This window comes from Leptothoe sp. EHU-05/26/07-4 (genome assembly GCF_043421015.1).
Lineage (GTDB): Bacteria > Cyanobacteriota > Cyanobacteriia > Phormidesmidales > Phormidesmidaceae > Leptothoe > Leptothoe turfae.
Map to the genome: position 1 here is coordinate 287306 of NZ_JAXSQV010000007.1, position 21390 is coordinate 308695.

Annotated in this window: 21 protein-coding genes and 1 CRISPR repeat array; of the genes, 12 read left to right on the forward strand and 9 right to left on the reverse strand. The window is 47.3% G+C overall.

Annotated elements, in window-relative coordinates:
* Positions 1-231: 231 nt before the first annotated feature.
* Entirely contained in the window at positions 232-1380 is a 1149-nt protein-coding gene (gene gshA / locus U2F10_RS25745) for a glutamate--cysteine ligase (protein WP_163661216.1), read from the reverse strand.
* Between the two features lie 625 nt (positions 1381-2005).
* On the opposite strand from gshA, the gene U2F10_RS25750 reads away from it, so the two are divergent.
* On the forward strand, positions 2006-2578 hold the full coding sequence (locus U2F10_RS25750; RefSeq protein WP_163703001.1) for an SRPBCC family protein: 573 nt from the start codon (positions 2006-2008) through the stop codon (positions 2576-2578).
* Between the two features lie 69 nt (positions 2579-2647).
* Here the strand turns inward: U2F10_RS25750 and U2F10_RS25755 are convergent, their stop codons facing one another.
* Entirely contained in the window at positions 2648-3292 is a 645-nt protein-coding gene (locus U2F10_RS25755; RefSeq protein ID WP_348917892.1) for a YdcF family protein, read from the reverse strand.
* A gap of 640 nt (positions 3293-3932) precedes the next feature.
* A complete protein-coding gene (locus tag U2F10_RS25760; RefSeq protein WP_499873676.1) occupies positions 3933-5582 on the reverse strand; it encodes a hypothetical protein in 1650 nt (549 codons plus the stop codon).
* Here U2F10_RS25760 and U2F10_RS25765 point away from each other — a divergent pair.
* On the forward strand, positions 5551-5808 hold the full coding sequence (locus U2F10_RS25765) for a hypothetical protein (protein ID WP_499873677.1): 258 nt from the start codon (positions 5551-5553) through the stop codon (positions 5806-5808). The two genes, U2F10_RS25760 and U2F10_RS25765, sit on opposite strands and share 32 nt — an antisense overlap.
* Before the next feature lie 391 nt (positions 5809-6199).
* Here the strand turns inward: U2F10_RS25765 and U2F10_RS25770 are convergent, their stop codons facing one another.
* Entirely contained in the window at positions 6200-6514 is a 315-nt protein-coding gene (locus U2F10_RS25770) for a hypothetical protein (RefSeq protein ID WP_499873678.1), read from the reverse strand.
* Positions 6515-6868: 354 nt separating this feature from the next.
* On the opposite strand from U2F10_RS25770, the gene U2F10_RS25775 reads away from it, so the two are divergent.
* The 10 genes from U2F10_RS25775 to U2F10_RS25820 all read left to right on the forward strand — a co-directional run bounded on the left by U2F10_RS25775 (position 6869) and on the right by U2F10_RS25820 (position 14530).
* A complete protein-coding gene (locus U2F10_RS25775; protein WP_499873679.1) occupies positions 6869-7102 on the forward strand; it encodes a hypothetical protein in 234 nt (77 codons plus the stop codon).
* 38 nt (positions 7103-7140) lie between these two features.
* A complete protein-coding gene (locus tag U2F10_RS25780) occupies positions 7141-7527 on the forward strand; it encodes a hypothetical protein (protein WP_499060659.1) in 387 nt (128 codons plus the stop codon).
* Positions 7528-7530: 3 nt separating this feature from the next.
* Positions 7531-8043: a hypothetical protein gene (locus U2F10_RS25785; protein WP_499873681.1), complete on the forward strand. Its 513-nt coding sequence runs from the start codon at positions 7531-7533 to the stop codon at positions 8041-8043.
* Entirely contained in the window at positions 8040-8633 is a 594-nt protein-coding gene (locus U2F10_RS25790) for a hypothetical protein (RefSeq protein WP_499873682.1), read from the forward strand. The genes U2F10_RS25785 and U2F10_RS25790 overlap by 4 nt, the downstream gene beginning before the upstream one ends.
* A gap of 12 nt (positions 8634-8645) precedes the next feature.
* A complete protein-coding gene (locus U2F10_RS25795) occupies positions 8646-9353 on the forward strand; it encodes a hypothetical protein (protein WP_499873684.1) in 708 nt (235 codons plus the stop codon).
* Positions 9354-9366: 13 nt separating this feature from the next.
* On the forward strand, positions 9367-9741 hold the full coding sequence (locus tag U2F10_RS25800) for a hypothetical protein (RefSeq protein ID WP_499873685.1): 375 nt from the start codon (positions 9367-9369) through the stop codon (positions 9739-9741).
* Positions 9742-9804: 63 nt separating this feature from the next.
* Positions 9805-10089: a hypothetical protein gene (locus U2F10_RS25805; RefSeq protein WP_499873686.1), complete on the forward strand. Its 285-nt coding sequence runs from the start codon at positions 9805-9807 to the stop codon at positions 10087-10089.
* 94 nt (positions 10090-10183) lie between these two features.
* Positions 10184-11542 carry a tetratricopeptide repeat protein gene (locus U2F10_RS25810; protein WP_499873687.1) on the forward strand — a complete coding sequence of 453 codons (1359 nt, stop codon included), beginning with the start codon at positions 10184-10186 and terminating at the stop codon, positions 11540-11542.
* A 169-nt stretch (positions 11543-11711) separates the two neighbouring features.
* Positions 11712-12368, forward strand: coding sequence for a hypothetical protein (locus U2F10_RS25815; RefSeq protein WP_499873689.1), 657 nt, complete (start codon positions 11712-11714; stop codon positions 12366-12368).
* Between the two features lie 68 nt (positions 12369-12436).
* Positions 12437-14530 carry a tetratricopeptide repeat protein gene (locus tag U2F10_RS25820; protein ID WP_499873690.1) on the forward strand — a complete coding sequence of 698 codons (2094 nt, stop codon included), beginning with the start codon at positions 12437-12439 and terminating at the stop codon, positions 14528-14530.
* Positions 14531-14749: 219 nt separating this feature from the next.
* Positions 14750-16552: a CRISPR direct-repeat array (repeat unit 35 nt; unit sequence GTTTCCGTCCCCTTTCGGGGTAATGGAATCTGAAC).
* 422 nt (positions 16553-16974) lie between these two features.
* On the opposite strand, the gene U2F10_RS25825 is transcribed toward U2F10_RS25820, so the two are convergent.
* From U2F10_RS25825 to cas1, 5 genes are all read right to left on the reverse strand, one after another.
* Positions 16975-17637 (reverse strand): hypothetical protein, encoded by a 663-nt coding sequence (locus U2F10_RS25825; RefSeq protein ID WP_499873691.1) that lies wholly within the window; start codon positions 17635-17637, stop codon positions 16975-16977.
* Between the two features lie 149 nt (positions 17638-17786).
* Complete coding sequence (locus U2F10_RS25830; protein ID WP_499873692.1) at positions 17787-18173, reverse strand: four helix bundle protein; 387 nt, start codon at positions 18171-18173, stop codon at positions 17787-17789.
* A 163-nt stretch (positions 18174-18336) separates the two neighbouring features.
* Complete coding sequence (locus U2F10_RS25835; RefSeq protein WP_499873693.1) at positions 18337-18732, reverse strand: four helix bundle protein; 396 nt, start codon at positions 18730-18732, stop codon at positions 18337-18339.
* Positions 18733-18925: 193 nt separating this feature from the next.
* Positions 18926-19204 carry a CRISPR-associated endonuclease Cas2 gene (gene cas2 / locus U2F10_RS25840; protein ID WP_499873694.1) on the reverse strand — a complete coding sequence of 93 codons (279 nt, stop codon included), beginning with the start codon at positions 19202-19204 and terminating at the stop codon, positions 18926-18928.
* Between the two features lie 164 nt (positions 19205-19368).
* Positions 19369-21183 (reverse strand): CRISPR-associated endonuclease Cas1, encoded by a 1815-nt coding sequence (gene cas1, locus U2F10_RS25845; protein WP_499873695.1) that lies wholly within the window; start codon positions 21181-21183, stop codon positions 19369-19371.
* Positions 21184-21390: the final 207 nt, after the last annotated feature.

Consider the following 21390-nt stretch of genomic DNA (forward strand, 5'->3'; position numbering starts at 1 on the left):
TTGATTATTTTTCCTGGGCTTTTTTATACCCAGATGCCTATTTTGCATCGCCTTTATATAGGAGTTACTAATCAATCGATCTCACTTCTTGGACGTAGGCATTTTTTTATGTCCTGACCTATGAAAAATCTAATGTTGCTAGCGCTCCATAGCATTGACTAATCGATTGGCTATTAAGCTATAACTCTAGGTTTTTATAGAACCAGGTAGATGATTATGGGGGATTGGGGCCTAAACTGGCTGACATAAATCGCTTTGTAACGCTTGCTCCTGACGTTCCATAATTTGAATGGTTTGGGCCATTACTTGAGCAACATCCAGACCAGTGTCTACTTGTTTGAGCCAATTCTGCGCCTGGTTGCCTTCCCTTAGGATTTGTTTGATAGGTGTCAGAAAACAAGCAATACCTTGAGCTTTCGCAATGGGTAGGACTTCGTTATAAATCTGTGTGATCCAATCAGTGGTATTAATGGGCTGGCCATCGTACCAATGTTGTAACTCTGCATCTAGACTGGCTTTTGCCACAGCTTTTTCATTGGCTTCAGTAATTGAGAGCAAATCGTCATGACGATTGTGACTAGGCAGTTGGCTAGAGACGAGGGGATCCAAATTTGGATCTTGCTGTAGTTGGAGAATACGTGATTCTAGGAGAGCTGTGATTGCCAATAAGTGAATTGGGTCAGTTACCAGGTCTGAAATTCTAACTTCGAGGCGATTGAGTTTATAGGGGCGGCAGTCTCCATTGGGGCGTACAGAGTTCCAAAGGTGACGAACGTTTTTCATGGTGCCTAGTTTGAGCTGTTCTTCTGTCCATTTAATGAAGTGCGCATGGCTCTCAAAGAGAGGGACATGACTAGGCGTCTGGGGAAATACATGCCAGCGACTAGAGTGATAGCCGGTCACTTGGTTGTCGAGGAAAGGGGACGATGCACTCAAGGCAAGAATTAAAGGGGCTTCAACCCGAATGAGCCGACAAGCTCGCATTAATACTTCAGGATCGCTAATACCCAGATTGATATGGATACTGGCAGTAACTACATTGGTTCCGTAGGTTTGCTCAATGTAGGCATGGTAAGGATTTTTCGGATCAGAACGATAGAAAATCTGGCTATTGCCAGTAGCTAAGGTGCTCCCAGGAAGAATGGTATAGCTGGGGTCAAGAGTTTTGAGAAACTGCCTCAACCGTCGCCGGGGCGTAACGAGTTCACAGAGTAACTGATCATAGTGCTGCAATGGAGGGGTCGTGTATTCAACGTTACGACTATCTGGCTCGCGAACAAATCCGCTCAGGGATTTAACAATTTTGTCTGACAGACCGATGATTGTGCCATCGGTGTGGCCAGTATACATTTCGACTTCAAATCCTTTTGACAGCAGCACGATGTTACTCCGATGTAGGCAGATTGCAGTTGTCGCAATAATTGCACCTGTCCATCTTAAAGGCTGAAGAGTTGACTGGAGCGGATGCTTTGTAATGGGCTTTGTTGGTTAGAGCTGATTTGATGTGGGGAATGTGGCCCTAATCGATGTGTCCTATGTCCTATACATAGTGACAACAAAATTGAGCATCATATATACGGAGAGTACATGGGAAGGAAACGTCCATAGATATGCAGAGGGGAAGTCGAATAGATAGCTATTTATCTAGATGGCACTATCTATTATCTATATAAATAACCTGTAGGTTTTTCGGTGCGGATGTAATTGATGCTGTAGTTGAGAACATAGGGTTTTGCTTGGATAGCAGGTGGATACTTGCTCTTTGGCTGGGTATTCTACCAAGGACAGTCTTTGTTGTAGCCCAAGCATCTATATATATATGAGATCCATCTATATATATAGATGAGATATATGGGTTAATGCAGCGGTTGAATGTTTGAGCTTTCGGAGCCACTCTTCAAAGAAGGTTTTTCTTTTGTAGATGTAATTATCAAGGATAGATAGGTTAAGCTACTAGGAATACATACCTAGTTACACATCTGCTGTTTTACGGGTTTGGTTTACTGTGAATCGGGATATTTTAGCGTTTACTTCTGATGCAGCGATGGATGACGATTCTGTGATTCGTCTTAGTGATGATGCCTGTCAGCGAGTAAGTGTCAAAACTGAAAAGTTTGCCCCTCGACAGCGCAAAATTGTGGCATCCGTCGCGATTCCACGTTCACTTGAGCAGGTATGGAAAATTTTGACCGATTATGAAAAGCTTTCAGATTTTGTCCCTAATTTGACTAGTAGCCGCTTATTACCGCGATCTGATGGTGGTATCCGGTTAGAGCAAATTGGGGCTCAATGTTTTCTCAACTTCAAGTTTTGTGCGCGTGTCATTTTGGATATGACGGAGCATTTCCCCCGAGAAATAGGATTTTCGATGGTGGAAGGTGACTTTAAGAAGTTCATCGGTAAGTGGACCTTGCAACCTGCCCTTTTAGGGGAGCAGACTGCGACTATTTTGTCCTATGAACTAATGGTTCAGCCACCTTTGGCGATGCCTGTTCAGTTGATTGAGCATCATATTTGCCATAATCTAACGCAAAATCTGATGGCAATTTGCGATCGCACCACAGAGCAATTTGCCTAACAGCGTAGCTTTTAAGAGCGCCTAAACGCCCACTGCCTCAGGGGAGCTAGTGGGCCGCTTATTTTGTTTTTAGAGATCAAGCGTTGGTAACCGTTCCCTTTGTTCCTCTGTCATTAGACAATTCCAATCTGGGATTCTAGACTTTGCCTCTACTTGAGCCGCTTGGTATTGCTCTGCTGTTGGGGCATTTAACCAACCTGATTTGGCATAGTAAAGCTTGGCAAGAAATTCTCTCAAGATATGTCGACGCCACATCGAAGACTTAACCTTGACCGGATAAGGTACCACTTCAAAGCCAAAGCTACGATAAACCATCGTTGCCCGTGCAATGTGCAGATCGTCCGTCACGAGTAATATCTTTGGTTTATCCGCTGAGGTCTCGATGGGCGGCATCAGCATCTCAGTATAAAATGCATTTTCCCACGTACTGCGGGAGCAGGCTTCACCACTAATACTAGCGGTGGGTATTCCCATATCCTTCGCTAAATCTATGATTACTGGAGCATCCGTGACGCCGCTGACAAAAAACAACGGAGCCCGTTCTTCTTGCCATAGTTGCACAGCTGCAGTTGTTCTATATTCAGAATATTGTGGCCCTCGACCGAGTACAACAATGGCATCGGCTGACTCACCAGTGTCTGGGCGAGCAATTATAGTTTGTAGGGTTTTATTGATCCACCAAGGAGATAATCCAAGGGGCGCTAAAACGGCCACTATCCACAATATGAATTTGTTGTTGGCTGGGGAATGAAAAACGTTCTGACAAGTTTGACAATGGTAAGTATGGCGACGTTTAAACTTAGCTTTGTGCTTTTGAATTGAGGGACTTGTGCAATTGGGGCAATCCATGTGGGGAGGGGAGCTATGGTATGACCCTTATCCTAATAATTAATAATTTGTTGCATATGTAAACAAAACAAAGAAAAAGGATGCGCCAATAAAGTTTTTGGCACATCCTTTTTCTTTTATACCCCCAGGGGAATTCGAAAAACCTAATGAAGTCGATTTAATCCTTTATTATCAATAACTACACAAGTCAGCTGGAAGAAGTGGCCTAAATAGTGGCCTAATTTCCTTCTAATTCACTACCCATTCAAAACGGATAACTCAGATGAATTCATTCATGAAAATAAAACATAGAAAAATATAAAGCAAATCATAGGAATATATAATGCTAGTTAAGTTTTATATATTCTCCAGGTATTAAATAATATTTTCTGAGTCAGATTGGGCGTCAGACTCAAAACGGTCTGAATCACTTAACTGTCACACTCACGAAATCCCTATGGTTTCGTAGCTGCTCAAAACTACATCCCTTGATTTGTCGTGCTTAGTTGCGGAATCAGGTAGGTAGTCAGAGGGATTTAACCCACAGTGGAGCCTGATCACGATGACCAGCAAAGGCTTTAATATAGATTGCTTGAACATCAACAACTTTGTTGACTGACACGCCTTTCGTAAATATCTCTTTTGCTCCAGCCATGTAGTTAGGATCAATAAGAGTTTTACAGTAATTCATGATTTTCCTACATTCACCCTCTGAGGCACCATTCACGACTAGCCTAGAGTTATCAGTCAGAATTAATGAGCCTCTAACCGGGCCCTTTTTATAGGCAGGAAAATGAAACGTATAGTTTTCCGACACTATAGATTTCGGGTGTGGGATATGCATCGACCACCTAGCATGTGAGCCTGTTGTTGGTTTCCATAAAACAATCAGTTGTTTGTGCTCCTGAACTTTCATCTCCCAAACCATGGGAACTGCATTTGTTTCAGGTGGACATTTGATTTTTTCCCACACTCGCTCTGTTGCTTCAGAAAGTCTCTCTAGTGCCGCATAAATCCCATGTAGTCCAGATCCTGTCCATGGCAAGAGATAGGGTAAGGTGCTTTCACACTCAGTCATATTAATACTTCCCAGCCCAGACACCTCAAACTTTTTCTTAATCTCCTGTATCTCGTCTAGCAATTGTTCGAGATTATTCGCGCTAGTCTCACAACACTTATTGTTTATGTTTTCTCTGATGACTCGCAACGTTGTTTGACAGTCAGACTCAGGATTCTTTTTCGTGGTCGGTGGAGTCGTCTTCTTTTGGCTAGTGACGTTAGGTGGAGGGCTTGTTCTAGTAACACGTCTAGACTTTTTGCGCTGTACCCTACCCAGAATAAACGGAACAGGCAGAAGATTAGGGCTATCGTCATTAGACGACTTTTTCTCTTTAGCTTCCTTTGGATTGACTGGGTTGACAGGTGGCAAACCATCTAAACCCTTAAGGACGTCTGGATTGCTCGGTGTTTGTTCGGGTTGTTCATCTGAGTCTAAAGGATCGGGTGGTGCTGTATCCGGTATGTCGCTGGGCGGTTGGGTGTCGCCAGAAAAATCAGGTAACTCGCTGATATCAGGCCAGCTTTTTGAGGGATTGATCACCTGAGGTTCCACAGGATTACCCGAAGGATTATTATTGTCATCTAAAGGAACAACGTCTAAAATTTCTAAAGAGCTTACAAAAACATCACGGTTGTTAGTTCCTGTTCCCGTTAAAAATCCCATATCTAGCAAAGCGCCACCGCTGCCATAAAACCCATGTTCACGATGGGCATTGCCTCCGGTAATTCCTTTAAAGTAGTGTTTCCCTTCTGGTTGAGAAGTCGGATTCCTATAAACAGCGGTTCCGATAGGTCCTGTTTTACCCGTTAACGTTTTTGATTCTCTCCATGGTCTTTCTTGGGGGCCATCAGAATGATCTGGCCCATAATCAGATTTTGTTCTATACGTTACGGTATACTTTTTGCCTGCTTCCCCATAGGTTTCAGGATCGTGAGTGAGCCCTTCAGCGATAGGTTTAGATTTGTGTGTACTGGGTTCTAACTGTTGATCGTTCTTTCCAAGTGCCGCCTTTAAGTGCTCTCCTAAACTTGGACCAAAAGGCGAGCCCATTCCCTCATAAATTTTATTGCCAGCATATAAACCAATGCCAAAGGCAGCCGTGCCTAACGTTGCCACAACACCTGCTGGATTGCTGGCAACAGGTGTAAACAAGATTGAACCACCACCCGCAGCGCTGGCACTTAACGTTGTCCCTTTAACCGCCGTGCTATGGATAGGGTTTGTGCCTTGTGGCGCATTCAAACGGGCACGTTTTGCCGCATTCCAGTTTTGTATCGCGTGTGCCGTTCTAGCACTGCCGGTTGTTGCTGTCCCTGAATTACTGGCAACGTTCCTTGTTTGAGACCCAAAGCTCTTTATATTTTGGGCTGCTTGTGTGGTTCCCCTAAGGCCACTGGTTGAGGTTCTATTACCACTTTGAGAAAAATTGTGTTGATGCCGTTGCAAACTCCGATTTAATGCATTTGACAGGCCATGCCCCTGTTGAGGAGTCGGCGCAGGCTTCAGGTTTAATGGTCGTCTGAGATTGAGTTGCCGCTTTAAGTTGAGTCCAGGCTCTTTATACGGCAATGAGCCTGGACTCGGCGCAGTGGCTGGAGACCGTTGCAGCCTTAAGCCCCCTGACGATGGACTAGCACTGAGATCCCCCGACGTAATACCGCTCCCCTGTGAGCCTGTTGTATAAGGGCCTAGGATAGACGCCGTATTCCCCGGTGACAAATACGTCGACATTATCAGCTACGTTGTAAGAACTCACTGGGTATGGTTCCCGAATAATAGGGTTTTGTGGCTTCCCATAACGTTCCATACGCGCCTGTATTATAGTCCGGGTGCAACCTGAGGTTAGACCGATAACTGATGTAAATCTCTTTGTCATAGTTTCTAAACAGCGATTGTTGCACGCGATCCACTCGGATACCTTCTGCTTCGTTATAGGTCTCCCCATTGTTCATGTATTCAAGTACGGCATTCGCCCATGCCGCTAAACTCTCCAGGCCATTGATGAATGCGCTATCGGGTATTTGTGCTCTGGTGAGTGGGATTGTCATGATGAATGATTCGAGTGTAGTTTCGCTCCATAGTATAGGTGGATATTTTTTACAACAAACGTAGAACCATCACAGGATTAACCCAAATCCCTGACGGGTTTGAATTAATCAGTGTTTCTGACTACGCTAAAAAATGGTTTATTCACGAAAGAACCGTAAGACGACGGTGTCACTGTGGACAATTGCGTGCCTACAAATCTGCTGGCCAGTGGTTTATTTTAAGCAAGCGTGGTTAACCCCTTTGGGTATATAGTCGAACGGACAAACACGTTTTTAACATGATGGATTTGCAAGCGTTTTAGCCAACCTTTTGGGTGGAGAAACTCCGCTGTCTATTAACAAGGATTTTTGGCTATGGCTGCTGCAATTACGACAACAGCAACAAGTATTGAAGGACAAGCGCTTGAAGTTGCTCGCGAGCTTCAAGTGTTAGAAGCGGCACAATCTACGGCTGATGTGCCGTTGAATAATGTCCAGATTGATACGGATATTGAAAGTGGTTTGGTGTCAATCACCATGACCCTACCAACGGCCTTGAGCGGTACGGGTGGAGCCTTCACCGTGTCCGCGTCTGAATACCTAAGCTAATCAGCTAGGGAATACGTAAACCCTAGGAGGATTAGATCATGGGAACAGAACGAATCAACGTCAATTTCACGGTTGGAAAAAACACGTATCAGATCAGTGGTGCGAGATGGTTTTACGCGGATAAGACCGTCAAGAAAATCATTGGCGGTACTCCGGCGACAGAAGCCACCTCAGGGGCGACCAGTAGCGGTATTGTTGTCTCTGGTGTTGAGGCCAAGCGCGTACTCGTCAAGCTGGTGCTGGTTTACAGTACCGCTGTCGGGACTGCCGTAAAAAATGCCGCTCAGATAGACAAACCTAAGCGGTTTCATTTTTACTGCGACCCTGACAAAGCTGAAGATGCCATGCTGTCTCTGGCGAAAAAGAAAATCTTTGGCCGGGCTGTCATCCGTGTCTATCGACCGCTAAAGCGCTGCTACTACTAAGCTGTGGGCTCAAAAGGCTGGCCATTTACAAGGCCTGTAGGGGTAGCGATTGGACTATCCCTAACGCGGCTAACGGATCAGTATCGACGATTAGAGATTAAATCTCTTCTTTCTCACAAAGGGCATCGATTTGCGTTTAAGCTCAATCAATCGGCTGATGTACTGGTCAAGGTTACGAGCGCTATTGCCAATCAAAAAGGCTGGCATCGGGCCGGTTACCTGGCCAATTTGCTAACGGGTGGGCCGATTCGTGAGCCTGTGCAAAACGTCGAACGACTTTATTTTGGACAACAACATTTATCGATTCCCTACACAGGTTTAGAGCACTATTTTGAGTTTTGGCCCCATGTGTGGATCACCGATTATCGCATTGAGCTATGGGCCAAACAGCAACAACACATCGTATTAGATCCTCGTGTTCCAGGGTTTGATGGAGGATTGTTGTTTTTCGGGGTTGGAGCCGGGTTACCCGATAGAGCGTTTACCTTTAATGGAGACCTAATAGACTTTCCATGAGTAGTGCCGAGTTTTCAGAACTCCCATTGCTACCGCTGCCCTATCGAAATACTGACAATTTTTACGTGTCGCGTGATGGCCAGTCGTATCGAGGGGTACCCGCTCCATCCATGAGCGGTCTAACGTCTGCTCTGGGTGTTCAGGTTGCCTCGTTTCAAATCAGACGGCCTGCGGGTGAAAGTGGCGGTAGCTTTTACCCACCAGCAACCTGGTTAGAGCGACCGTTCAACTATGAACACCCCTTAAACGACTTTGGAACACTGTCACCCTTGCCCAGCGCTGGACGGATTGAGCTTCCCTCGGGTCACTACGTCGTGATGGGCTGGATGACGGGAATGGAAAACGCGGGGATGCGATGCCGTTTACGACCCCTAACAGGCTCGCTAGACCCGATCTATAGTGCGAGCACCTATTCCTTGCACTATAGCTGGCATATCCCCCTAGACGGGCTGCTAGCGGTCACTGAGCCAACGCAGCTGGTCGCAGAAATGCGATGTGACCGCAATCGGTCTAAGGCTTGGGGGTATGGCTACCGCACCCATGTTGAGCCAGAGATCTATGGCTCACTTTTGTTTCTCAAGAAAACTTAGCTACTTTGACCTATGGTGACTGTTCAAAACGGTGAAGGCGCACAAGGCTTTACAGGCTACACCACACCAGACGGGGATTGTGTGAACCCGGCTTACATGGCTGAATTCTTCGACCAGATGGGTGACGCCTTACAGACGGCAATCTGTGACGGTCGGATCGAAGACCGGGTATTTGTTCTAGAACAATTTGCAGCGATGCAGACTGTTCTAGATACGCTGGTTAATCAGGAAGGCTTTACCGCTCAGGTTCAACAGTTACAAAATCTGATTGAATCGCTGCAAGACCAGGATGGTGACGGTGTTAATGACCTGCAACAGGTTAAGGATCGCCTGGATGCCCTAGAAAGCATTTATAACAGCCAGCAACAACAAATTAATCAGCATGGTGATCAGATCACCAACTTGCAGACAAACCAGACCACTATCCAAACGACTCAAGCCACCCAAGGGCAGCAGATTGCAGACTTGCAAGGTCAGCTTGAAAACATTGATCTCGACTCACTGGGCTTGGATGCGGATGCCATTCGTTGTGAAGCGGTGACCGATATCTACAATGCGGTTCAAGCAGGCGTTAATGCCTTTCAGCAACGGTTGCAGGTGAACTGTGTATTGCCAACATCCTTAGACCAGGTGAATGCTGAGTCTGACACCCAACCGCCCGCAGAACCTCCAGCGGGTGACAGTGGCGGTGACGGTGAAGATGTACCCGATACCCTTTAAGGGGGCATAGCTCATGATTAGACCTGTTGTGAATGGCATGGTCACCCTGCAGAAACCGGGCTACCTATTGACGCTCGACTTTAGCCAGTGGCTTGAAAAGCTGCCCTATGATCAGTATGTCTTGATTCACTCGCAAGACAGGCCAGTCGGTGACTGCAAATGGGGCATTCTAGAGGTTAACAGTGGGAACGTCATCTGCTCGGAAGCCTGTAAAATCGAGAGCTGCCAACCCCATGAAGGATGGAAGCTCACAGATGATGTATCAGGTATTCCGCCGATGGCGGTTGTTTATCCAGCTTGTACGTCTGAGATAGACAACAAGGGAACTGCCAGCATTTGTTCAATTGGGTTTGTCCACCCCAGCAAAGCCAAAGAACAGGCGGCATAGTTGATTCCTTGAAACTCCCATGGAAAAAGGGCGACCCAAGGTCGCCCTTTACGTTTAGTCATCATGAACAATTTTTTGATAGAAAATCTACCGTTAGCAATTACAGTGTTTTCAACGGCAGCCGGTGTGATTGGCTTCTTTGTTGCTAGGGTTCGTCACAGCTATGGGTTAGAGCGCGATATTAATCATCTCAAGCGCGACTACAAATCACTGAGTAACAATACTAATATTCTACTTAAAGAGTTAGAGCGACGTCTTGACTCAGTAGAAAAAGAGATCGCGACGGTGAGGGGAATCAATCAGGTGTTTCTGGCTCAGTCTAAAGGGTTTGATATCGATAAAAGCTAATAGTGAGCGAGAATAAGTATGGGCTCATTGTTAGAATCTGCTAAGTACGCTGACCACATCATGCTATTGCTTTGATACAAGGATTCTAGAGATTATGGGTCTCTCTATCTACGAGCAAATTGAGGCGACGATCGCAACTCGTCGTTCTTGTTTACATGCCTATCAACTGGCTGAATATAAGGCGGTAAGGAATTGGCTCAGGCGTTACCGTCCTGTTGATGAGAGTAATCTGGCTCAGGTGACGGGCTACTTGGAGGCGTTTTATCATCTGAGTCAGGTGGAAGATTGGGAAAATGCTCGTTCGTTAGCATTTATGAGATCGCAAGTATCCAATCATCAGGAACTGCATAAGCAGCTATTTGTGTGGGGATATTATCGTCAACAGCAGAGGGTTTATAGGACGCTGTTTCACCAGATTGATAGCGCTGTGGATCTGGCTTGCTTGAGTGGGCTGGGCAATCTGGAAGATGTCTGGGGAAATTTTGACCGGGCGATTGAATATCACTATCAGGCGCTTACTCTGGCAAGGGTTTTAGGAAGTGAGGAGGCCAGGGTAGCGGCGTTGGGTAGTTTGGGGAATGCGTATCTTTCTCTAAAGAATTTTGAGCGGGCAATTGATTGCTACCAGCAGCAGTTTGACTTGGCCGAGATGTCGGGCCAGCCGCGTTTAGTTGGGGTTGCTTTGGGTGGGTTGAGCAATGCATATCGTTCGATTGAAGCTTATGAGCTAGCTCTGGATGCAGCTCAGCGACGAGTTGAAGTTGCTCGCTCAAGTTCCGATCGCCAGGGTGAGGGCGATGGTTATTGCAGTATGGGTAGCACCTATCTGGTACAAGGAGAATTGGCTCAGGCTCTGACGGTGCTAAGTCAGGCGGTGACAATTGCTCAGTCTATTGGGCATCGGCTGGGGGAATGTCGGGCTTTGGGTAATTTGGGCCTGGTGTATCAGGCATTGACAAAGGATGATAAGGCGATTGCTTGTCTGGAGCAGACGTTGGTGCTGGCAAGTGAAATTGAGGACCGGGAGGGACGGCAGATGGCAATTTTGCAGTTGGAAGGGCTACAACGACGGCGGCAGGATACGGAACAGGCAATGCGCTATCAACTGCTGGCAAGGGAATTTGTTAGTGAGCCGTTGGACAGGGCAGTGCTATTGCTGAATTTAGGGGCAAGTTGTCGAAGCTTGGGGCGACTGGAAGCGGCGATTGATCACTATCAGGAGCTATTGACGGTAGTGGAACTGTTAGATGAAGCTGAAGACGAACAACGACTGTTACGGATGATGGTGTTGTATTGTTTTGCACTGGTGTATCAGGAGCAGGGTGAGATAAAGCAAGCCTGGCATTTTTGTCAGTCAGCGTTAGATTTGTCTAATGAGGCTATGAGGCCACTGGTGGAAAAATGTTTGGATTTACAAAAGGTATTGGCCATGGCGTTGCAAAAGATGGTTTGAAGGAAAAGAGTTTTTGATTCTTCGGGGTTAATAGATGTTGAGCTTCAAGAAAAAGGAGGGTGAAGAACTGGGCTTATGATTTAGTTCATTATTCCTACTTCTGCATTTATCGTTTAGGGGGCTATCATTAAACTTAGTGCAGTCAGCCATACTCTGTAACGATATTGCCATGGCTAAATCCGGCATCTTACAAAGTGGAAAATCCTATACATTTCGAAGTTACTTTGAGATGACCTACGAGCCGGATGAAATTCTGGCAGAATTTGGTGTATCTCTACAACGGCTGGAGCTGGCTTTACCCCGCACTGAGATTGATTTAGAACCTGTTGAAACCTTAAAACAAACGATTCAGCGTCGGCTACCCTATATTAGTCTAACTAGTGAAGCCGCTCGTCGGGAAACGTTGATTGCTCCTGTTGTTTTATCATTGATTGACTATACTCAGGCACAGTTGAGAATTGAGTATGCTATCAATGTCTCGGAGCAGTTAAAGGGAGTCTTAGATTATTATTTGCAGTCTCAAGCAGGGCTATTGGTGATTGAGGCGAAAAATGCAGATTTAGCTCGTGGGTTCACTCAACTGGCAGTAGAGTTAATTGCACTGGATCAGTGGATTGATAGTGAGATACCCAGTCTTTACGGGATAATTTCTACTGGTGATGTATGGCAGTTTGGTTGTTTCCATAGAGCCCAAAAGCTCATGCAGCAAGATTTAGCGTTGTATCGGGTGCCAACTGATCTACAGGAACTGTTTTGTATTTTGGTGGCCTTACTGACACAAGAGACGACGAAAGAGGGAGGAGGGATGGCGGAGGATGGAAGATAAATAGTGTAGTTTTGTAGCCCAGGATTTGAATCTCAATACGATTCTCTCCCCTGCTCCCTTTTTCCAGAATGGTCCTGATCACACCACCAGCCCAGGCTATCCTAACTCAGCTAGGCATTTTCCCCTCTGGCCTATCAGAGGTTTCATCCTGTATTCGGCGCACCCACTGCCGTGCCATTATTAACTGGCTGACCCGTTATCAACCGGCTGCTGACGCGACCCAATTAGAGCAGGTTAAAGGCTATTTGGAGGCGTTTCATCATCTATGTACCATCGAAGAATGGAACCGGGCCTTTACGCTAATCTCGACGCGGCTCAATACGCCTACAAAAGAACGTCTCCATTATCAGCTCAAGCTGTGGGGGCATTATCAAGAACAAATTAAGCTATATTCTCAGCTGGTTGACCATGTACATCCTAAATGGAACAGTGCAATTAACAATTTTCTAGGGGCTGCTTATCAGTCTCTGGGTAACTACTCCCTGGCGATTCAACACTTTAAACGTAGTTTAAAGATTCTCGATAAAAGTGGTGGTACTGACCTGGATAAAGGGTTTGCAATCTGTGGGTTAGGGGGTGTTTTCTATGCTCTGAGTGATTATCCTAAGGCGATTCAGTTTTTTGAGCAATGGTTAGAGATTGCAGTTGCTGCGAATGAGCTCCATGGTGTAGGTATTGCTGTGGGTAGTTTGGGTAATGCCTACGAATCGATAGGAGACTATGCTAAAGCCCTAGACTATCATCAACAGCATTATAAACTCTCCCGTCAACAGAACGACAGAGAAAATGAAGGGGCTGCCCTTGGCAATCTTGGTAGTGTATATTTCTCTCTGGGTCAGTACCAGCAGGCGATAGACCATCACCAGCAGCATTTAAACCTGGCTCGGCAAATTGGTAATCGTCAGGGTGAGAGCAATGCCCTTGGCGGTTTGGGTAGTGCTTATTATGCTTCAGGAAATTATGCTGTGGCGGCAGACTATTTTGAGCAACAGCTAGTATTGACCAAGGAGATGGGGGATCTGGCTGGTGAGGGAAATGCTCTCAGTGGGTTAGGCAATGTTTACTGTGTTTTGGGTGACTATGGTAATGCGCTTGGCTGTCATCAGCAACATCTGGCAATTGCTCAGCAAATTGGACATCGTCAGGGGATAACCCATGCCTATGGAAATTTAGGTAATGTGCATAGTGCCCTGGCTAACTATTCAGGCGCTCTTAGTTGCTATCAACAGCAGCTGACGCTTAGCCAGGAGATTAGTGATTTAGCTGGAGAAGGGTTGGCTGCGGGTAATCTGGGTAAGATTGCGCTGGTTTTAGGACAGTATGCTGACGCTATGGCCGGTCTGGAACGGCAGTTGGAAGTTGCTCGGCAACTAGGTGACCGTGTCCGTGAAGGTCAAACGCTCAGTGATATGGGCAATGTTTATCGTCATTGGGGAGACAGTCGCCAGGCGGTGGAGTTTTTACAGCAGGGTCTGGAAATAGCCTGTGATATGGGTGATCGACAGGGTGAGGCAAATGCCCTGGGTTATTTGGGAAATGCTTCTCATACGTTGGGTAATTATCAACAGGCGTTGGAATACTATCAACGACATTTAGGGCTGGCAAAGACCCTATCGGATATTGCGGGTCAGGGTCGAGCCTTTGAAGGGATAGGTAATACGTACCGGCAGCTAGGGGATCTGGATCGGGCGCTGGACTGTCATCATCAATGTTTGGGGATGGCACGACAGTTGGGAGACCGGGCAGCTGAGGCGGCGGCGTTGGGAAATATTGGTAGTGTTTACGATGAACGTCACGAGTATACTAAGGCGATGGACTACCATCGACAAGATATTGAGCTTTCTCGACAGTTGGGGTTGGAGGTGGCTCCTGGTTTGGTGAATTTGGCAAATGCTGCAAGTGAGTTGGGGTACTATGGCGAGGCCGTTACGCACTATCAGGAGGCGTTGGTGGTGTTGCGAAAAAGTGGTGACCGTTGGGGTCAGGGGCTAACCTTGGCGAATCTGGGAGAAACGTTGATAAAGCTAAAGCGGTTCTCAGAGGCTCGGGAAATGCTACAGCAGGCGTTAGACATTGCTATAGAGCTAGGGGCTAAACCGCTGGAGGAGGCAGTGAGACGATATCTGACTGTTTTGTATACTGAGATTCACTTTGGTAATTAAGGTGATTATTATCGAAAGCAAGTATTAAAAGTACATTAGCAGATTTGAAGCAGATTATGAGAAGACTGTCTGTTAGTGCTCGCTGGACATTGCTGAGATGATTAGCTTCTAACTTCTATAATCCTTATTGCCGACGCTAAGCTTCCATCCCCTTGTATGTTTAGAGGGGTAATGGAATCTGAACCTTAAATACTGCACTAAGTCTGTCCTTCGAAACGAGTTTCCGTCCCCTTTCGGGGTAATGGAATCTGAACTGCAGACGGATCTGGCGGCTTGGGTGGCAGAAACTGTTTCCGTCCCCTTTCGGGGTAATGGAATCTGAACAAAACGGTATCGATCAAACTCGTATCACGGTGGTGTTTCCGTCCCCTTTCGGGGTAATGGAATCTGAACACGTAGTTTCGTCCGGGAATAACAAGTAGTGAATGTTTCCGTCCCCTTTCGGGGTAATGGAATCTGAACTTTGAATATGTAATAGTCTCGCGAGAGATTCTTGTTGAGTTTCCGTCCCCTTTCGGGGTAATGGAATCTGAACTAAAATATGTCAGAGAGCTCTATCAAGCTGCCATAACAGTTTCCGTCCCCTTTCGGGGTAATGGAATCTGAACCCTAGAAACAGTGAAGCTGGTTCTGGATGTTGACCGGTTTCCGTCCCCTTTCGGGGTAATGGAATCTGAACATTGCAAAGGTAAAGGTTGAAGGCGTTCAAGCGCTCGAGTTTCCGTCCCCTTTCGGGGTAATGGAATCTGAACCACAGTACTCGAAGAGCAGATTATCGGCAACCTGGTTTCCGTCCCCTTTCGGGGTAATGGAATCTGAACTGAAGCAGCTGCAGCAAGCTCTAACCAAGTCACCTTGTTTCCGTCCCCTTTCGGGGTAATGGAATCTGAACGACTAGTCATCTAGTAACTGACGAAGACGCCAAAAGTTTCCGTCCCCTTTCGGGGTAATGGAATCTGAACGTATAGACGTGATTGCAGATGGAAGGGCACTCCGGGTTTCCGTCCCCTTTCGGGGTAATGGAATCTGAACGAGAAGATCTTAAAATGTTCGATCTTCAGGTAAGTTTCCGTCCCCTTTCGGGGTAATGGAATCTGAACGGATGGATCGACAGGCCCCACCTGTCCTCCGAGCGGTTTCCGTCCCCTTTCGGGGTAATGGAATCTGAACAGATGAGAACTGCAGTAATCTTACCGTTTTAATAGACGGTTTCCGTCCCCTTTCGGGGTAATGGAATCTGAACCCTAGCACAACGGACTATGCTTGGGGGGTGGCGCACGTTTCCGTCCCCTTTCGGGGTAATGGAATCTGAACCGTAAAATTGGAGGCAAACTTGTTGCCCTTCATGTGTTTCCGTCCCCTTTCGGGGTAATGGAATCTGAACTGATATAATGATAAGTGTGAGGGGGCACTTCTATCGTTTCCGTCCCCTTTCGGGGTAATGGAATCTGAACCCTTGGACCAAGTTGCTGGAGGGACCCTGATAAGAGTTTCCGTCCCCTTTCGGGGTAATGGAATCTGAACCCGACTGTGGTACAACCGTTTGATGGAGAAACGAGATGTTTCCGTCCCCTTTCGGGGTAATGGAATCTGAACATTGTTGGAGTACAAGTTGGCATGAGACCGAACTTATAGTTTCCGTCCCCTTTCGGGGTAATGGAATCTGAACTATTCAACACTGAAACCTCGGGCGTTCTTACGCTCAGGTTTCCGTCCCCTTTCGGGGTAATGGAATCTGAACTGTGAGAAAACTGCCAAACAATGCCAAGAAGAAGCAAGTTTCCGTCCCCTTTCGGGGTAATGGAATCTGAACACAACCAGTCCAACGGACAGGATGTTTCTCAGGCTGGTTTCCGTCCCCTTTCGGGGTAATGGAATCTGAACAAGCATGGGAAGAGAAACAGAGGGATAAATTGGACAGTTTCCGTCCCCTTTCGGGGTAATGGAATCTGAACCTGAACGTGCGATTCAGTGGTTACGGTAAAAAGTTTCCGTCCCCTTTCGGGGTAATGGAATCTGAACCCCTACCTTCTGGAAACTATATATATCAAGGCTTCTAGAACCCGTTTTCGCGGGGGTCTAAATTAGGGGCTCATAACTGAGAATCAGTAGCAATAAGGTACCTTCAAAAAAGGCTATAACCCTTATATACCAATTGATTCTCTAGGGTTGACGAAATAATGCGGTTTTCAAGGTTCGACAGACCCCCACGAACGGTGGAGCTTTGCATCAAGTTAGCCTGCTTTCTCAATTACGTCCAGCGATTAAAGCATTTCTTCAGACTTTTTGACAAAATCAATCAATACTTTCAGCGTGGAACTCCTTGAAATAGGGCCTTCTAATCATACCACCTCACTTTTATGGGGGCCGGACGCTTTTAGGTCAAACTTAACCGATTTAGATCATGTCCTACCCCCCCCTGATCAATGGCCAGTGTCTAATAATTACGTAACACGCTGCAAAATTGCTCGCACTACGCCAGTTTTACCTCGGCAGTTCACTAGCATCACTTGGCCAGATAACGCCCCTGATGCCTTTAACTGGCTAATGCTATCCGTCATCGCATGGTTCATATACCCTGTAATCACCACAATCAAATCACACCGCTGAATCCGTAACCGCACCTGTGCTAGCTTCGAACTGCCGCGCTTAAAGGGTGGTAGCTCTACCCACTGCTTCAACCCATACTGCTCCGTTAACTCTCGAATCACCTCCCGCCGAGTAGCATCATGACCCCCCACCAAAGCCAGATGTAGCCCTGAGAGATCAATCTCAGGCGCAGCTGCTCCAATCGTGGTTGGTTTGCCAAACTCTCGCTCAATGTACGCCAGCAGTGCCTCAATCTGCTCCTCCAGATCCCATACTCTGAGCTGTAGCACCTCATGGGCCTCTGCCAACTCAACGTTTTTTCCCTTAAGCTGACCAATCTCATGATCGCTATATTCAATTAACTCCTCCAACTCCCGCCTCAGCTGGTTATAGTCCCCCCGTAACCTTGCCAACCTCAGTAGCAAATGACGATTTTCCCGATACTCACACCCCGACACCCCCCGAAAAACAATCCTCAACCACCGCCTCAACCGGCTTAACCACTTGTTGAAAGTCATCCATATGCCTCATAGTTGTATTCAGGAAGAGGGAAGAGGGAAAATAGAAGACGGAAGAAAGTTCGATATCCAAAAAATCTCCCTCAATAAAATTTATTCTTCTATCTCCTATCTACCCCTCAAACTCTTTGTTCTTTGCCCTCCACCTTCTATCTTTCTCGGGTCCACGCCGCCGCATTATCCACCAATCGCCCTAACGCCTCAAAAATTGTTCGATACTGTCCCAACAACTCCTGTCCAACTTCCGCCTCCAGATAATCACAGCCCACTGCAAACGCAATCCAGGTCTGCACCTCAGCCGCCTCTGCCTCCGCATCATTCAGTTTCGCCATAAACGCCTTCCGATACCGCCGCTTTCCCCACGCTTCTGCCACATTGGCACACACCGACCGCGACGCCGTCACAATCTGCCGCGTCAGCATCTCATCCTCCTCCGGTGGAAACCCCTGTGCCAGCCGATATAACCGCATCGCTCCCCGAAACGCCAACCGATAAACCTGCAACTCCTGATAAACCCTAATAAAATCTGATCCCATTATTCTCTCCTTCATTAAGTTGTTCCTGTCTCTTAAAACTGGGCTCCGACTCCGCTCAACCCTCATCTTTTCCTAGCACCTGGGCTTGTCGAAGGGCTCCCTTGCTCCTCCCTCTCTCCCCTGCTCCTCCTCTTCCCTCTTCCCCCTTCCCTCTTCTCTCTTCCTACACAGGAATCTCCTCCACCAACCATGCCTCTGCATTTTCAATCAACTCCCCAATTCCAGCCAAAATCCCCCCATAACAATCACTATGAGCCAACCCCTCATCTGCCTTGACATAGCCACACTCCACTGCAAACGCCAACCAGGTCTGCACCGCCGCCGCCTTCGTCTCCGCCTCACTCAGCTTGGCAATAAACGCCTCGTGATACCGCCGCTTACCCCATGCTTCCGCTAGACTGGCGCACACCAGTTGCGACGCTTCCACTAGCTTGTGACAAGGATTATCTCCCTCTTCCACCGCTGCCTTTGGTAACAACCAAAACAACTTCATCGACGCCTCAAACGCAATCTGATACACAGTTAATTCCTGATGCGCCACCAACATTTCCTGACCCATGATTGTTGTCTCCTGTATAGAATGTTGTTTGTCAAATCCTTTCGCAATAGGCTGGCACAAGGTCAGCCCCTATCTCCCCTGCTCCCTGCCGGGCTTCCAGTACTCCACTAAGCCCTCACCTATACTCTCTTCCCTCTTCCGTTCTCCCTCTTCCACCCTCCCTCTTCCGTTCTCCCTCTTCCACCCTCCGCTCTTAAACAATAAATGCCACATCATCCACCTCTCTCTCCGGCTGAAACCCCATCACCGTCACCTTCTTGCGATAGCGAGGGGACATCGGATAAAATCGCACCTGATCCTCTGTGTCATCGATATACTTAGCCAGTTTTTTGTTCAACATCTCTCGCTGATCCGGTGTCAGCACACACTCAAACACCGACTTCTGTACCCGCAGGCCGTAGCCCTCTAGAATATGGGCCACTTTATTGCGACGACGATCCAGAACGATGTCGTAACAAACTAGATAGAACATTAGGTTTTCTCACTTTTTCCAAATCATTGGCCTATAACTCTCCCGCTCCCCTGTAATACAGGCGGCATATTCCCAAACTTGAAGCTCAAAGCAACGCCGATGACTGACCTTGTATCCTGTATGGGGATGAACGGTCTGGGCCTGTAACTTCTCTTCCCAATGTTTTAAAAGCGTTTGAGTCCATCTGGATGTAGGTACACCCCACCTCGCCCATCAGGCGGTGTAAAGTCTTCAGGAGTAAAGATTTTGGAGTTGATCAAATATGCCACCAGCGAATCGACTATCATGGCACGAAATTCTTCTACCAGATCACACACTAGTGATGGTCGGTTGGGTTGAACCGTGTGTAAATTACCAAAATGGGTGTGTAACCCTGATGTTTCGGTCATGGCATGAATATTTTGAGATAGTAGCGTGTATCCCAGACTTAGCAAGCTATTGATCGGATCGGTCGGCGGACGACGGGTACGCTTTGCAAACTCAAAGGGACCTTTTAGTAAGGAGGCAAAGGCTTGAAAATATAGATTAGCCCCCTGCCCCTCGTAGCCCAACATGGATTCAACTGTCTCTGTACTAGGGATTTGGTTGCTTAGCTCTGTCAGTTCTTGAATGGCTTTAGCAGCTAAATCGGTCTTACGCCGTCGATGAAGTCGTTGCAATAAGATACGTGAGTTTTGCAGTTTACCTAAAACAATATTTTGTGCCTGCTGACGGATAAAGTTCTCATCCTGGGACTTAGCCACCTGCTGCACCAGATAATCAATCCTGGCTTGGCCAGTAGTTTGTAACCGACCAAAGTAACGCCCCTTGTCTGACAGATACAACAACGGAATTCGTCGTTGCAATGCCAGACGCACCGCTCCATGGGATACATTACAGGCTCCAAATAACACCACATGGGTAATGCTGTTGGCCGGTACACTACAGCGTAGTTCTCGTTCGTGAAATACTTGAAACTGTTTATGCTTTACTCGTAAATAGGCTCCCTGTTCTGTTACATATAATGTGGTCATACCGTCTCTCCAATAGTCATCCGTTGATTGTTTGGGTCGCTTCTGCGTATTGCGAACAATGCTGCAAACCTTGGGCGGGCCATACACCGGCTGCGCCGCTTTCTTCTTTTTAGATGTCTGCGACCAGGTGCGCTCCGGTGCGATCACCTGCTGCCCTTGAAACTGATGCCCCAAAAAGACAAACCCTTCATCCGGTGGAATAATTCGTGTTTTGTCCGGGTTTAGCGTCAGGTAAATATCCTCTAGCCAGTCGTGCATCATGGCCAGCGCCCGATTGGCTTGCATGTAGCTATGAAACACCGCTACACAGTCATCCCCATAACGCACCAGGGGAATATCTGCCGCCAAACATAGTCGGTCAAACTCGCTCAGGTAAAGATTTGCCAGCGCTCCCGAGAGAATGCCCCCCTGTAGTACGCCCTTATTCGGTCGATAAAATTGCCCCTGTAGCATCATGCCAGCCTTAATCTGTTGTTCAATCAGCTGCACCGACCCGGTGGAAATCTTTAGCCGTTCCAGCCGACCCATCAGCACGCCCCAGACCAGATCGTCAAAAAACTGATGGATATCTGCCTTGATTACCCATGTGGGCTGCTGGCCATAATCCACCATCACCCGGTCCACTGCACCATAGATCGATAGCCCTGGCCGATAGGCAAAAGCACTCTCACTAAACGTGGCTTCTAATCTGGGATAGATAGACTGGAGCAAGTAACGCTGTAACACCCGATCCCGTACCGTAGACAGCCCAATCAGTCGTTGCCCACCGTTCTTCTTTGGCACAAAAAATCCCTTCGCCGGACTTGCCTGGTAACAACCACGCCGCATCTGCCGCTGCATCTGCCCCAACTGCTCCTGAGCCACTCCAGCAAATAGGTCGGTCGTTACCCCATCCACCCCCGCCGCCGGACTCCCTCGCTGCACCAACCCCCAGGCCGCATGAAGATGTTCTAAATAAACCTGCATCTTTCCTCCTCGTTGGTTGACAATTGCATCGTGCCAATTGCCTACCTGAGGCCGTACATGAGTTGGCAGGTAGGGTACCTGAGTTCATGCCTGAGTTGAGTGGAAGGCGGAAGGCTGAGGACGGAGGATAGTGGAAGGCGGTTTGAAATCCTCTATCCAATCGATCTATCATTCTGAAAAAGTCTATTCCTCTCTCTTCACTCTTCC